The sequence below is a fragment of the Thermodesulfobacteriota bacterium genome, assembly GCA_035559815.1.
In the GTDB taxonomy this organism is placed as follows: domain Bacteria; phylum Desulfobacterota_D; class UBA1144; order Nemesobacterales; family CSP1-2; genus DATMAT01.
Map to the genome: position 1 here is coordinate 16,037 of DATMAT010000027.1, position 13,430 is coordinate 29,466.

Consider the following 13,430-nt stretch of genomic DNA (forward strand, 5'->3'; position numbering starts at 1 on the left):
TACTTATTATTAGCGATATTTAAACCGCAATTGTGTAAAGATTGTATTTAAGTGATTCACTCGATTTAATGCCTAACGAAAATAAGCGTTTACAACATACTGTTGTAACATCCTTTGCGTATTAAAGTAGGAGCCGTTAAGAGCAACGGCATGTCTCATCACATCGATGAAACGATCCCTATCCCTGTAGAATAAGGGAATAACCTCCTGTTCCAATTTATCATAGAGAAGCTCCGCATCCTTTTGATGGTTATTGCTCCCATCTCCGGTCTTTGAGTCTTCCCCGATTGACCATCCTGTAATCCCTTCGATATGCCCCTCAATCCACCAACCATCCAGAACGCTCAGGCTCGGAACACCATTTAGAGCAGCTTTCATTCCGCTTGTCCCCGATGCTTCGAGCGGCGGCTTGGGTGTATTTAGCCAAACATCCACGCCAGAGACGATCATCTTCGCAAGCTCTATGTCGTAATTCTCGAGATAAGCTATTTTGATGACACCCTGTAGCGCCCTCTTAGCATCAAAAATCCGTTTAATCACTTGTTTGCCACCCTGGTCCTGCGGGTGCGCCTTTCCGGCATAAATCACCTGAAGAGTGCCCGATTTCGATGAAATAGCCTTAAGCCGCTCAATATCCGTGAAGAGCAGATCCCCTCTCTTGTAGGCGGTGGCGCGCCTGGCAAAACCTATGGTAAATACATCTAGGTCCATTCCCGCGTTTGTTTGGCGATTGACGTACTGAATAAGCCATTTTTTCGCATCAACGTGAGCATCCCACACCTCCGGTTTTGGAATACTCAAGGCAGACCTAAGAGTGGAGTTATCCTCTTTCCAACCGGGGATATAGCGGTCAAAGAGTTCTGCAAAAGGCCCCGATACCCAGGTCGAGGCGTGTACACCGTTGGTAATGGCATCGATTTGGTAATGGGCAAATATCGATTTTGTGATTTCTCCGTGTCTTTTGGCCACCCCATTGATGTAGTGACTAAGGTTAAACCCAAGGAAGGTCATGTTGAGAAGGTTCTCACAGCAGAAGACGTCTTTCATATCATAAACCTCTCGGCGCCCAAGAACACGATTCACCAAATCCAAAGGGAACTGGTCGTGACCGGCCGGAACCGGGGTATGAGTGGTGAACACACATTTACTCCTGACGACCTCAACATCGCTATACAAAATTGAACTCCTACCCTCTTTTCTTGCCTCTTCATCTAAGAGCTCCAATACAAGAAGACTGGAGTGTCCCTCGTTCATATGAAACTTCTTTATGCTTTCATAACCGAGGGCGCGAAGCATCCTCACGCCGCCCATCCCCAAAACCACTTCCTGACACAGTCTATAACGTTGGTTCCCTCCATAGAGGTAATGGGTCAATGTCCTATCCCATTCCGAGTTCTCCGGCAGGTCGGTATCCAGAAGATACACCGGAACCCCAAAACCACCGATGCCAATGACTTCATACCTCCAGCAACGGATAAGAACCCTTCGGCTCTCCAAAGTCACAGAGACTCTTTGCGGCATCTCCTTCAAGAAGTCATCAACTGACCATTCAACGGGCTCCTCCGTCTGCCACCCGCTTGAATCGAGTCTTTGGTAAAAATATCCTTTCCGGTGTATGAGAGTGACAGCAACCATAGGGACCTTGAGATCGGCAGCAGAGCGAATAGTATCTCCGGCAAGGACACCAAGACCGCCACTATAAGTCGGCATTCCCGCTTCCAGGGCTATTTCCATAGAAAAATAGGCTATCGATCTTTCACTCCCAGTGTCATTTGATTTTTCAACTTGATTCGTCATGCTTTATAGTCAAGTCTGATTAGCTAAGATTAATAAACCATTAATTACACTGCAGTCCAAAATAATTAGAAACCAGCGGTTTACACTCGTAAAACAAGGTCTTTACATCTTTTCAAGATCAGGTTCTCCTCTTTTATGTTTGCTACGCAAGGGCCATCTTAACTCTATTCGTTCAAATAGCCTTTCTATCCCCCTTGCGTTTTCCCCCTTACTAAGCCTGTGCTGAGCAAGGTCGAAGCAGGGAGAATTAAATAGGGGTTGCTTCTTCCTTGTTCGTCATGGAAGTCCTTTGATTACCGTTAGGCCAACTCCGACAATCAATCTCTTATTTTTGGACAATTTTGTATTAATCACATAAACAAATTAACAACAAAGATAACAAAAAGAAACTTTATCAGCTAAGCCATACCTCTTCCAGATACTCCGGCACAAGGCAGCTCCAGCCAAGTTGCTCTTCAATTCGATGCCTGAGCGCATCTGCTGCGGCCGGTTCGCCGTGAGTGATAAAGGTTTGCCGAGGCGGTCTATCGAAATTGCCAAGCCAGTCTAGAATCTCCGCATAATCTGCATGAGCCGAAAGGTTGTCGATAACTCTGACTTCGGCACGAACGGGTATATATTTACCGTGAATCTTGACCGACTCAGCACCATTCACCATGGCTGCCCCTCTCGTACCACCGGCCTGAAACCCGACAAACAAAATCGTATTCTTAGGGTCGGGCGCGAACGCTTCGAGATGGTGCAACACCCGGCCTCCGGTGGCCATGCCGCTGGCCGCAATAACTATCATCGGACCCTTTCTTTCGTTTATTGCCTTAGACTCTTCCACGCTGTTTACGATGCGAGCGGCATTGCATATTTCATCGCATTGAGCAGGTGTCAAGCGGTGTTCACCGAGGTGGTCATGGAATACATGGTTAACATTGGCAGCCATAGGACTATTCAGAAAGACCGGAATATCCGGTATGGATTTTGACTTCTTCAACTGATGGACATAATAGAGCAGGCTCTGTGCACGACCTACGGCGAAAGCCGGGACTACGACGATTCCTCCCCGTTTAGCCGTTCGGTTAATAACTTCGGCCAGTGCTATTTTCGGGTCTCTAGGGTCGTGCCGTTTGTCGCCATAGGTGGATTCGATTACCAGATAATCAACCTTTCGTATTATGGAAGGGGATACCATTATCGGGTCGTCAGGGCGGCCGATATCGCCCGAAAACAGGATAGACTTCCGGGTATCCTTCAACAAAACAAATGCGGAGCCCAGAATATGACCGGACGGACTAAGATTTGCATTCAGGTTATTACTCAAATTAAGATTTTGACCGAAATCTATCGTGGCGAACCGCTCGAGCGACCGCAACGCATCCTTCTCCGTATAAAGTGGTAATGCCGGTCTATGCTTGGAATAGCCGTGTTTATTCGCATACCTTGCCTCTTCTTCCTGCAGATAACCGCTGTCAGGCAGTAGAATTGCGCATAGGTCTCGAGTGGCGGAAGTGCAATATATTTTTCCTATGAAGCCGTTCTTAACCAGTAGAGGTATATAGCCGCAGTGGTCAATGTGGGCATGGGTAAGAATTACGGCATCGATCAACTTCGAATTCACCGGTAGCGGGGCCCAGTTCCTCAGGCGCAATTGCTTAAAGCCCTGAAACAGGCCGCAGTCAACCAGAATGAATTTGGAGGCGGAATTGACCAGGTATTTAGACCCGGTCACAGTGCCGGTTGCTCCCAGAAAAGTTATCTTCATTTTATATGCTATCGATAAACCAACCGTGTTTTACTCTTCCCCTGATTCAATGATGCTCTTAATGTTCACTCGAAGAATCTTCCTTTTTTTCCTGTGTCGTCGCTTTCTTCTTGATCTCTTCTCTAACCTTAGTTCTGCTTGCACCTTGCATCATCCCTCCGCTCATCATGGGCATCATCAATCTTGCCTTTTTGAAGTTTTCCAAGCCGATTGCATTTCTTACCGCTGCCAGTGCATCTACAGACATATTGGCCATCTCCAGATTAATGTCATTAGATGCTTTGATCTCTGCCTTTACTTTGGAGGAGTCAAAATTCGGGTCTCGTAACATGCTCATAATCTTCATGTGGGAAATTTTAAAATCAGCCTCTTTCTGAACCAAAGGATATAGATACTTCTCCTCGATATTTGCTAACTCTTTCTTCTGTGCATCTGTAAGATCAAATGTATTCGCTTTCATGATAACGTGCTGCACCATCATGCTGTACATATGAGGCATCCCGCGCATCATACCGCCTTGCATGCCCATCATACCTCTACCCATCATCCCCGTCTGCCCCTCTTTTTGCTGCATCATATCCTGGGAGAAGGAAAGGCCCGCAGTCAGTAGCAGGATTAAAAGTGAGGTTATTAAATTTCTCATTTTGTTACCTCCTTTCGATAATTTTTTTTATTATTCCTGTTCCCACTCCAAAACATCCTTGCAACGTATATACCAATAAATTTACTTGGTTTCACAGATTTTTTAACAAGCAATTTTCATCAGCGTTGTCTGATTCTCTGACATCTTACATCTTCTTAATTTGACAATACCCGATAATTACAAGGTTTATAAACTGGCATAAGGCTTGCAAAAGAGTTGAGGGAAGTATAGAAGGGACATCATATATATAATGAGATACATTCTCGGAAAACCAGACAAAATCTTCGGATCGCTTATTGTGCTCCCTTAAAATAGAGTGTGGCAAATTAAGCACAAAAAGGAGGAGGTAATCATGAATCCGGCTCATGTCCATTTGATACTAAATCACATTCCACTAATCGGAATGGGGTTTACCTTATTGCTGCTGATAGTAGCCATAATACGAAAGAGCAATGAACTCATAAACGTGGCCCTCATTTTTACCATTTTAGTAGCGCTCTGGGCAATTCCAGTCTACTTAAGCGGAGAACCGGCCGAGGAAGTTGTGGAAGATTTACCGGGAATATCGGAGCAGATGATCGAAGAGCATGAAGAACGGGCGGAGATTGCATTTATTTTTACCGAGGTCGTAGGTGTATTGGCGCTTATATCCTTAATTGCGCGGCGCTTTTCAAACAATATAGGACAGAAACTAACTATATTGACCCTTCTCGTTCTGTTAGTTAGCGGAGGGCTGATGGCCTGGACTGCTAATCTCGGCGGGAAGATAAACCACCCGGAAATCCGTTCTGATACAAGTCTATCCTCAGGTAAAGTTAATATCGAGAAAGAAAACGATTAAAAGTATTTGGGAATTGAACAAACGGGACCCTTCATTCTGATGAGAAATCCGACCAAGCAGGAAACATCTACAAGCGCAAGGAAGAGGATGAATCGGATTAAACAATTAGCGATATTTACTTTTTTTTTGATTGTATTTGCTCTGGGATGTCAAAAAGAAGAGGCTCTCTCCCCTAGCTGCCCCTCAGACTCTAGTACTGTAAACCGGGTCGACAATAAAAAGAGTGAGTCCACTGATCAAGTAAAAGCGACTCCTCATTTCTCCTTTGTCGCCATTGGCGACAACGGCTGTGATTGCCCTGCTCAGGAGAAAATAGCCGCACGTATGCTGGGATTCTACGAAGAGAATCCTTATAACCTTGTTCTGATGCTGGGAGACAATATCTATGGCACATGGAGTAAAAGAGGAGGAGACCCTGACCTCTTCCCAGATAGATTTGATAAGTATTATAAAGTCTTAGAGGTAGGGGCGTCAAATTTCACGCCGCACCAGGTAATCACGATATAGAAGATAATAACGGAATCTATGAAATTAAGGATACTGCCCGTTTCGGTATTGTGGGCAAAGATGGATATTACAGTTATACCCCCGATATTAAGGTTGGCGAAAAACCACTCATTACCTTTTTTGCTCTGAACTCTAACCGTATGGTACATGAGAAAAAAGATGAGGTGCAGATTAAATGGCTGGAGCGGGCCTTATCGGAGAGTAACGCAATATGGAAAGTGGCCTATTTCCATCACCCCTTATATTCACCCTATGGAGCCCATAAGCCTGATTTCGGGTTTCGTAACGCCGTTGAAGAAACCCTAGTTAACGGGGGCGTTCAAGTTACTATTGCCGGACATAACCACTACTATGCCCGCATGAAGCCCCAAAAAGGAATAATCCACTTTATCTCCGGTGGCGGTGGAGCAAACCTAAAAAAACCGAAAGCGAATGGATATACGGCATGTGCCCTGGAGGTCAATAATTTTATCTACATGGAAGTTTACCCAGAGGGGATAAGTTTCCGAGCTATATCCAGTGAGGGACAAGTCATCGATTTCGGAATAATTGATAGCAGGACTTCCTTTCATTCAAGGTTATACAACTTAAAATGAAAGTAACTCTTGAAGTGAAATCGATAAAATCATCGGGGAAGATCTGCCCAGATTTTTCTTAATGGTCATACACAAAATACAAGAGTGAGGTCAATACCATGAAAAAATTTTGTACTTTAATTCTAATGATTGGCATCCTCGGATTTATAGCCTCTGAACCCTTTGCTCAGCCAGGAAAGGGATGGAGAGGCAGCGGGGGCTGGGGAATGGGTAGTCAATACAACAAGATGTATAATCCCAAAACGGTAGAGACAATAAGTGGGGAAGTAGTTAGTGTAGATAAAATCACCCCGATGAAGGGTATGTCCTACGGAATCCATTTAACACTGAAAACGGAAAAAGAAACTATTTCCGTACATCTTGGCCCTGGCTGGTTTATCGAAAGACAGGACATCAAGATTGAGCCAAAGGATAAAATTGAAGTCACCGGTTCCAGAATTACGTTTGAAGGCAAACCGGCTATCATTGCCGCAGAAGTGAAAAAGGGGGACGAAATACTCAAGCTTCGCGATGAAAACGGTGTCCCCGTCTGGGCCGGCTGGAGAAAACGCTAATTAAGATAAGGAGGGCGAAAGCATGAAATGGGTGATCCTGATCGTATTAGGATTCTTGGTAGTAATAGAGGGTGCATGGGCTCAGCAAGATGAGATGCTTAAGAAGACGCAAAGTCTGTTTAAGCCGATTCCTGATGCTCCGCCTGAGTTGAAGGATAATCCGGTGACCCCGGAAAAGCTAGAGTTGGGAAAGATGCTTTACTTCGACCCCCGTCTCTCCGCATCCAATCTGATTTCCTGTAATACCTGCCACAACCTGGGAACCGGAGGAGTCGACCTTCAGGAAACATCGGTTGGGCACGGATGGCAGAAGGGCCCTAGAAATGCGCCCACTGTTTTTAACGCGGTGTTTAACATCGCTCAATTCTGGGATGGACGCGCCAAAGACCTGGAAGAGCAGGCAAAAGGACCGGTACAAGCGTCGGTGGAGATGAGTAACAACCCAGAGCGTGTTATTGCTACATTGAATAGCATGCCTCAATATGTGGACCTATTCAAAAAAGCATTTCCCGATGATAATTCGCCGGTCACATTCGATAATACGGCTAAGGCAATCGAAGCCTTTGAAGCCACCTTACTAACACCAAACTCTCGATTTGACAAATATTTGGGAGGAGATACCAGTGCTCTCAACGTTGAGGAAAAAGAAGGGCTCAAACTTTTTATGGAAAAGGGTTGTGCTGGTTGCCATAACGGTGTCAACGTGGGTGGCAGCGGTTATTTCCCCTTTGGTGTGGTAGAAAGACCCGGCGCCGACATACTTCCTCCGGGCGATAAGGGTCGCTTCATGGTTACGAAGACGGCAAGCGACGAGTATGTGTTCAAAGTCCCTTCCTTAAGAAACATCGAACTTACACCCCCCTACTTCCACTCGGGGAAAGTCTGGAGTTTAAGGGAGGCTGTATCGGTCATGGGGTCCGCACAGTTGGGAATCGCGCTAACCGACAGTGAAATCGATACCATCACCGCTTTTCTAAAAACTCTGACCGGGGATCAACCTGAAGTTGAGTATCCTATTTTACCGCCCAATACCGATGATACCCCGCGCCCTATTCTGGAAATTCTGAAAGAAAGTACTGTAGGACATTAGAAAGAAAAAAGAAGGGGTACTGCTGATATGACACCAAAACGCATTGTAATTGTTGGTTCAAATTTCGCCGGGTTTACGGCGGCCATGGAGTTGGCCAAACGTCTTAACGGACGTCATAAGATTGTCGTAATATCCCGAAGCGACAAATTCGTTTTTATCCCTTCCCTCATTTGGGTACCTTTTGGCAAAAGAAAAGAGGAAAACATCTCTTTCCCTTTAGCACCTATCTATAAGAAGAAGGGGATTCAGTTCATACACGCTGAAGCTCTGCGATTTGACCTGAATCAGCATGTTGTAGAAACGACAGATGGAGACATAAGCTACGATTATCTATTGATTGCCACTGGACCTAAGCCCGATTACGATATGATTTCTGGCCTTGGTCCCGAACATGGTCATACTGTTTCCATCTGCACATTGGAACACGCAGAGGGAGCAGCAAAAGCTTGGGAGCAACTTCTGTTAGATCCCGGTCCGGTTGTAATTGGCGCAACTCAAGGCGCCGCCTGTTTCGGTGCGTCTTATGAGTTCCTGCTCAATGTAAGATACCAACTTGCTAAGAATGGACTCGAAAAGAGTTGCCCGATAACTTTTGTAACTGCCGAGCCCTTCCTCGGTCACTTCGGTATAGGAGGTTTTGGAAAAGCACAGGAGATGGTCGAGGGGTTCTTTAAAAAGCTTGGTATCAAGGCAATCACAAACGCAGCTATTGAGCAGGTGGGGCCGGATACCATACATCTTGGAGATGGACAGAAGCTTCCATTCAAGTTTGCGATGCTGATCCCACGTTTTTTGGGAGTTGATGCTGTCAGAAATTCTCCCGGATTGGGTAACGCCTCGGGCTTTATAGAAGTAGACGACGCATATAGAATGCCCGCTCATCCTGAGATATACGCAGCAGGGGTAGCAGTAGCCGTCAAACCTCCTGGGCCAACACCCGTTCCTATTGGTGTGCCGAAGACCGGATACAACTCAGAAGAAATGGCGCGTGTTGCAGCTCATAATATTGCCTCAGCCATCGAGGGTGGCTCTGAGATAAGGCTGCCCTTTTCTGCTATGGATGCCAAGTGTATTCTTGATGCGGGAAGTACAGGGATCATCATGCTATCAGACCGAATTCTAGCGCCGCGCAAACACCAGTGGCTTATCCCAGGACCGGAAGCGCATTGGGCAAAAGTGGCTTTTGAAAAGTACTTTCTTGCAACACGACGGAGGGGCCGTGTCTAGGTTTATAAAGAGTTGGAAATGATATTACCTAGTTTCCCGGAAGAAATAAGTTAAAGCCTTTATCTCTTCTTCCAACTCTTTACTTAATTTTACTCTTTGAATTCGGAATGCATACTCAGGTTTAAATTTATTGCATAACCTAATTGTCTTTCGTAGCGTGTTTAGAAATGCTTTACACGGTTTGCAATTTTTTATATGCCTGTCGATTTGGTCACGTAAAGAATCATTAAGCTCTTTATCAACGTATTTTGAGAGAGATGAAAATATATTTTTACAACTTAGCCCCTTTTTCCTCTTCAACTCTTTCTCCCTTCTCATAAATCGGATTAAGATATTTAGAAAGCTCGTTTCTCATAAACAATCTTGCACGGTGAAGCCTGACCTTTACATTAGTTTCACTTATTCCCACGATCTCTGAAACCTCTTTTGTCGAAAGACCCTCCATATCACGCAGCACTAAAACCAATCTGTAATCGAGTGGAAGTTCGAGCAATGCCTTTTGAATAATATGATGGTTTTCTTTTTCAAGAATCAATTTATCCGGGATCCTAGACCAATCAGGTATATCTAATGTTTGTACCTCTCCGTTCTCATTTCTAGGTAAGAGCTCGTTGATTGAACTCATATATCTCGGCTCGTATTTTCCCTTACGCCTATTCATAAGACACGCATTTTTAGCAACCTTGTATAACCAAACTCTTAAGACTTTAGTATCATTAAATTTCAGCTTTCTGGCACCCTGAAAAAACCGAACGAGCACCTCTTGCATGGTATCCTCAGCATCCTGTACGTGGCCACCACAAACCTTCATACCGAAGGAAAGCACCGTTTGCTGAGCCTCTTTTAAAAACCTATTGATGGCATTAGATTTATTTTCTCTAATGTCATTTAAGAGTCGAGTTATCTTTTCTGCAGAAGTCCTTCTCTTTTGTAACTTTTCCATAAGCTTTGCATTTATTATAATAGAAGAATCAAATGATATAAAATGAAAGGAGGGTGTTATGTCTAAGAAAGGGGAATTCATTCGTGGACTCAATGAAGACCTGGCCGCCGAATGGGGAACTGTTATCAGATACACTTACCAGGCCAGCAAATCATTTGGACTTATAGGTGCAGAACTGCGTGAGATTTTACAAAAGGAAGTGCAGGACGAACTAGGTCATGCCACATTTCTTACAGAGGTAATCACAGACCTTGGTGGCGAACCTACTACGACACCTAAAGAATTTGCCAAACCGGAAGGTCTTAAAGCCATGCTTGAATTAGACCTTGAGATGGAACTTAATGACATTGAGAACTATAAGAGGCGTGCCAAGCAGGCTGAGGAATTAGGCGAAATAGAACTGAAGGTCAAATTAGAGGAGATAGCCGCTGACGAGGCCGGCCACGCACGTGAGTTAAGGCGACTTCTTAAAGGTTTATAGCTGTTCTAAAGGTATAAGATACGGTACATAACAACAAGTAAAATAACTTGTAACTTATTTATGCCCTTTTGCATTTATTATGGAGGTGAGTAATACAAAGGCAAATTTTGTAAAGCTATTTTTTGCTTGCTTAGCCTGCGTTTGTGCTATAGGTTCGATAGTCTATCTCGTGAAGTGGTTCTTTTAGCATTGCACTAATCCTTTGAAAAAGGGGAGTATACCATGAGAAAAAATATGGGAGGAATTGATCGCTTCCTGAGGGTGATTATAGCAATTGTTATAGCGGTCCTTTATTTCGCGGATCAGATAAGCGGCACAGGTGCGATTATTTTAGGTATTATAGCAATAGCGTTTCTTCTTACGAGTGTAATAGGCTGGTGTCCTTCCTACGTGCCGTTCGGCATTTCGACAAAAAAGGAAATACGGTGAAGGGAAGGAAGTAAAATCTAAATGACCAGATACAAGTGGATGGGAATAGGACAAATATAGCTATATTAAACACTTAATATAACTAAAAAGGGGGGCGAAGAATGAGAGTAATTACATTGGGAGTATTTATATTTATGACCGGATTATTATTATTTGCAGACATTTTAGAAGCTGTTAATACAAAAGTAACTGTCAGGGCAAAGTCAAAAGATGCTAAGTTTATCGGTACCTCTATGGGAGGAGTGCTTGTCATTATAAGGGATAGTGAGACGGGGGAGATACTCGCAAAAGGCTTTACTATTGGGGAAACTGGAGATACTAAGAAAATAATGTTAGAGCCTCATAAAAGAGGTGCTATGTTATCGGATGAAACGGCAGCCAAATTCGAGACTACGATGGATATAGATGAACCAAAGCTTTTTACGGTTGAGGTTTATGCTCCTTATGCCCAAGGTCAATCTAAGATAAAATCTACAACCCAAGTTTGGCTCATTCCTGGAAAAGACATTGTTGGTGACGGGATCATTGTAGAAATTCCAGGATTTGCCGTTGATGCTCTTACACCTCAAGCTCACGAGACCTTTAAGCTCAAGGAAGGAAAGGTGGCTATTCCTATAAGAGCAAATGTTGTTATGATGTGCGGTTGTCCTGTAGAACCAGGAGGAATATGGGACGCAAATAAATATGAAGTAAAAGCCACAGTTAAGCACAATGGAGAAGTCATCGATACCCTACCTCTATCCTATGCCAATAAAACGAGCACCTTCGAAGGGAGATTAGATGTCACAAAAGAGGGAGTATATGAATTAATAGTTTATTCGTACGATCCTGATACAGGAAATACTGGAGTTGATAAAACAACCTTTAAGATCTCCCGATAAAATATCAAAGATTATGGATCTTCCTCTAGCAGGTCTTATTTTAATAATAACCGCTCTTCTAGGTGGGGTTATAGCTATGGGCGCTTTTATTTGGGCAGCCCATACCAAACAATTTAAAGACCTAAACGCTGGCGCTTATATTATCTTTGATGAAGAAGAACCGATAGGAAAAATGAATGAGTTCAAACTATCCTACACCTGGTTTAGAAGAGGCCCCTGAGTTATCTTTCCGCGTTCTCAGCGATGATTCAGCTGCAGGTCCAGTGCTTGTTTTTTTCGGCTCGGCGGTAGTGTGGCTTCTTGTGGGAACGGTTTTTGGGCTTACTGCTTCTTTAAAATTCAATTTCCCTGATTGGCTTGGCTCATATCCTGCATTGACCTTTGGACGTGTACGTCCCGCTCATTTAAATACAGTAATTTATGGCTGGGCTTCTTTGGCTTTGGCAGGTTGCTATATTTGGCTTACTGCCAGGTTATGTCGCACGGAAGTCTACTGGCGCAAGCTTTTATATATCTCTGCCATCCTCTGGAATATAGGAGTTCTATATGGAGTGATTTCTATACTTAGCGGACACAGTCAGGGAGTAGAGTGGCTAGAGTTTCCCCATGGTGCACAAATTGTAATTACAATAGCTGCTATTTTCTTATTTCTTTCCATATTACGTACCTTTCATTCGCGTCAAGTAAAGCACATTTATGTTTCTCTCTGGTATATACTGGCATCCGTTGTATGGTTTCCTATTCTTTATATCCTTGCTAACAGCAACCTGTCCATTTATTCCGGTGTTACCGGAGCAGCGGTTAACTGGTGGTATGCCCACAATATTTTAACGGTCTGGTTCACACCAGCAGGACTTGCGGCGGCTTACTATTTTATTCCAAAAGTTATTGGCCGCCCTATTCATAGCTACTATCTTTCACTCCTGGGTTTCTGGACATTCGCGCTTTTCTACAATTGGAACGGTATTCATCATCTGATTGGTGGCCCGCTTCCTACATGGCTTATAAGTATTTCTATTGTGGCAAGCGTTCTTATGTTCATCCCTGTAGTTGCCGTAGCGATTAATCACCACCTAACCATGGTAGGTCATTTTGGAAAACTCAGGTATAGTCCAACCTTACGCTTTGTAGTCTTTGGGGCCATGTGCTACACCGCAGTGAGCTTTCAAGGATCAATACAGGCGCTCCGTTCATTTAATGAGATTTCGCATTTTACTCATTACACAGTCGGTCACGCACACCTTGGAGTATATGCATTTGTTACCATGATTCTTTTTGGAGCGGTTTATTACATCATGCCTAGACTGCTAAAGTGGGAGTGGCCCTATCCGATTCTAATTAAATTTCATTTCTGGCTGGTAGCTTTGGGTATCACTCTATATATAATAGCAATGCAGATCGGAGGGATTATAGAAGGGTTATACATGAATGATGCCTCTCGACCTTTTATAGAAGTTGTAGAGGTAACAAAGCCCTACCTTTTCGCCCGTTCTGTTGCAGGCATACTTATCCTCTTAGGACATCTATTCTTTATATACATTTTTATCCTGATGGTAACCCGCAAGGGAGCGATAAGACTGGCCCCACCCTGGCGTGAGGAAGCTGAGGTTCGTTCAAGATGATGTACATAAAGGCTTACGTATTTTTCCTGGGAGTGCTGGCTACGTTGTTTTTAGGATGGACCGGCT

15 protein-coding genes are annotated in these 13,430 nt (G+C 44.0%); 11 read left to right on the forward strand and 4 right to left on the reverse strand.

Translation table 11 applies throughout. The features are described 5' to 3' along the window. Positions 1-72 precede the first annotated feature (72 nt). The 3 genes from glgP to VNN20_07885 form a co-directional block, all read right to left on the reverse strand. Positions 73-1,797, reverse strand: a complete 1,725-nt coding sequence (gene glgP / locus VNN20_07875; GenBank protein ID HWP92098.1) for an alpha-glucan family phosphorylase — start codon at positions 1,795-1,797, stop codon at positions 73-75. Positions 1,798-2,191: 394 nt separating this feature from the next. Next, positions 2,192-3,550 carry an MBL fold metallo-hydrolase gene (locus VNN20_07880; protein HWP92099.1) on the reverse strand — a complete coding sequence of 453 codons (1,359 nt, stop codon included), beginning with the start codon at positions 3,548-3,550 and terminating at the stop codon, positions 2,192-2,194. A 58-nt stretch (positions 3,551-3,608) separates the two neighbouring features. Next, on the reverse strand, positions 3,609-4,193 hold the full coding sequence (locus VNN20_07885; GenBank protein HWP92100.1) for a hypothetical protein: 585 nt from the start codon (positions 4,191-4,193) through the stop codon (positions 3,609-3,611). Positions 4,194-4,545: 352 nt separating this feature from the next. Here VNN20_07885 and VNN20_07890 point away from each other — a divergent pair, with 352 nt between their 5' ends. The 6 genes from VNN20_07890 (at position 4,546) to VNN20_07915 (ending at position 9,008) form a co-directional block, all read left to right on the forward strand. Continuing rightward, positions 4,546-5,034 (forward strand): hypothetical protein, encoded by a 489-nt coding sequence (locus tag VNN20_07890; protein ID HWP92101.1) that lies wholly within the window; start codon positions 4,546-4,548, stop codon positions 5,032-5,034. 39 nt (positions 5,035-5,073) lie between these two features. Next, entirely contained in the window at positions 5,074-5,541 is a 468-nt protein-coding gene (locus VNN20_07895) for a hypothetical protein (GenBank protein ID HWP92102.1), read from the forward strand. A 23-nt stretch (positions 5,542-5,564) separates the two neighbouring features. After that, positions 5,565-6,137: a metallophosphoesterase gene (locus VNN20_07900; GenBank protein HWP92103.1), complete on the forward strand. Its 573-nt coding sequence runs from the start codon at positions 5,565-5,567 to the stop codon at positions 6,135-6,137. Positions 6,138-6,235: 98 nt separating this feature from the next. Then, positions 6,236-6,691: a DNA-binding protein gene (locus VNN20_07905; protein HWP92104.1), complete on the forward strand. Its 456-nt coding sequence runs from the start codon at positions 6,236-6,238 to the stop codon at positions 6,689-6,691. Positions 6,692-6,713: 22 nt separating this feature from the next. Next, positions 6,714-7,781 carry a cytochrome-c peroxidase gene (locus VNN20_07910; protein ID HWP92105.1) on the forward strand — a complete coding sequence of 356 codons (1,068 nt, stop codon included), beginning with the start codon at positions 6,714-6,716 and terminating at the stop codon, positions 7,779-7,781. 27 nt (positions 7,782-7,808) lie between these two features. Next, positions 7,809-9,008 (forward strand): FAD-dependent oxidoreductase, encoded by a 1,200-nt coding sequence (locus VNN20_07915; GenBank protein ID HWP92106.1) that lies wholly within the window; start codon positions 7,809-7,811, stop codon positions 9,006-9,008. Positions 9,009-9,279: 271 nt separating this feature from the next. On the opposite strand, the gene VNN20_07920 is transcribed toward VNN20_07915, so the two are convergent. After that, complete coding sequence (locus VNN20_07920; protein HWP92107.1) at positions 9,280-9,951, reverse strand: sigma-70 family RNA polymerase sigma factor; 672 nt, start codon at positions 9,949-9,951, stop codon at positions 9,280-9,282. Between the two features lie 58 nt (positions 9,952-10,009). Between VNN20_07920 and VNN20_07925 the strand changes: the two genes are divergently transcribed. The 5 genes from VNN20_07925 (at position 10,010) to VNN20_07945 (ending at position 13,364) form a co-directional block, all read left to right on the forward strand. Beyond that, positions 10,010-10,432 (forward strand): ferritin-like domain-containing protein, encoded by a 423-nt coding sequence (locus tag VNN20_07925; GenBank protein ID HWP92108.1) that lies wholly within the window; start codon positions 10,010-10,012, stop codon positions 10,430-10,432. Between the two features lie 222 nt (positions 10,433-10,654). Next, positions 10,655-10,861 (forward strand): DUF2892 domain-containing protein, encoded by a 207-nt coding sequence (locus VNN20_07930; GenBank protein ID HWP92109.1) that lies wholly within the window; start codon positions 10,655-10,657, stop codon positions 10,859-10,861. Between the two features lie 101 nt (positions 10,862-10,962). Next, positions 10,963-11,742: a hypothetical protein gene (locus tag VNN20_07935; GenBank protein HWP92110.1), complete on the forward strand. Its 780-nt coding sequence runs from the start codon at positions 10,963-10,965 to the stop codon at positions 11,740-11,742. After that, positions 11,711-11,962 (forward strand): cbb3-type cytochrome oxidase assembly protein CcoS, encoded by a 252-nt coding sequence (ccoS, locus tag VNN20_07940; protein ID HWP92111.1) that lies wholly within the window; start codon positions 11,711-11,713, stop codon positions 11,960-11,962. Before VNN20_07935 ends, ccoS begins: the two co-directional genes overlap by 32 nt. Beyond that, positions 11,919-13,364 (forward strand): cbb3-type cytochrome c oxidase subunit I, encoded by a 1,446-nt coding sequence (locus VNN20_07945; GenBank protein ID HWP92112.1) that lies wholly within the window; start codon positions 11,919-11,921, stop codon positions 13,362-13,364. Before ccoS ends, VNN20_07945 begins: the two co-directional genes overlap by 44 nt. Positions 13,365-13,430 lie beyond the last annotated feature (66 nt).

What these genes read in the sequence shown, in the direction of transcription:
- glgP (HWP92098.1), bottom strand. Translation starts at nt 1,797, where the DNA reads ATGACGAATCAAGTTGAAAAATCAAATGACACTGGGAGTGAAAGATCG.
- VNN20_07880 (HWP92099.1), bottom strand. Translation starts at nt 3,550, where the DNA reads ATGAAGATAACTTTTCTGGGAGCAACCGGCACTGTGACCGGGTCTAAA.
- VNN20_07885 (HWP92100.1), bottom strand. Translation starts at nt 4,193, where the DNA reads ATGAGAAATTTAATAACCTCACTTTTAATCCTGCTACTGACTGCGGGC.
- VNN20_07890 (HWP92101.1), top strand. Translation starts at nt 4,546, where the DNA reads ATGAATCCGGCTCATGTCCATTTGATACTAAATCACATTCCACTAATC.
- VNN20_07895 (HWP92102.1), top strand. Translation starts at nt 5,074, where the DNA reads ATGAGAAATCCGACCAAGCAGGAAACATCTACAAGCGCAAGGAAGAGG.
- VNN20_07905 (HWP92104.1), top strand. Translation starts at nt 6,236, where the DNA reads ATGAAAAAATTTTGTACTTTAATTCTAATGATTGGCATCCTCGGATTT.
- VNN20_07910 (HWP92105.1), top strand. Translation starts at nt 6,714, where the DNA reads ATGAAATGGGTGATCCTGATCGTATTAGGATTCTTGGTAGTAATAGAG.
- VNN20_07915 (HWP92106.1), top strand. Translation starts at nt 7,809, where the DNA reads ATGACACCAAAACGCATTGTAATTGTTGGTTCAAATTTCGCCGGGTTT.
- VNN20_07920 (HWP92107.1), bottom strand. Translation starts at nt 9,951, where the DNA reads ATGGAAAAGTTACAAAAGAGAAGGACTTCTGCAGAAAAGATAACTCGA.
- VNN20_07925 (HWP92108.1), top strand. Translation starts at nt 10,010, where the DNA reads ATGTCTAAGAAAGGGGAATTCATTCGTGGACTCAATGAAGACCTGGCC.
- VNN20_07930 (HWP92109.1), top strand. Translation starts at nt 10,655, where the DNA reads ATGAGAAAAAATATGGGAGGAATTGATCGCTTCCTGAGGGTGATTATA.
- VNN20_07935 (HWP92110.1), top strand. Translation starts at nt 10,963, where the DNA reads ATGAGAGTAATTACATTGGGAGTATTTATATTTATGACCGGATTATTA.
- VNN20_07945 (HWP92112.1), top strand. Translation starts at nt 11,919, where the DNA reads ATGAGTTCAAACTATCCTACACCTGGTTTAGAAGAGGCCCCTGAGTTA.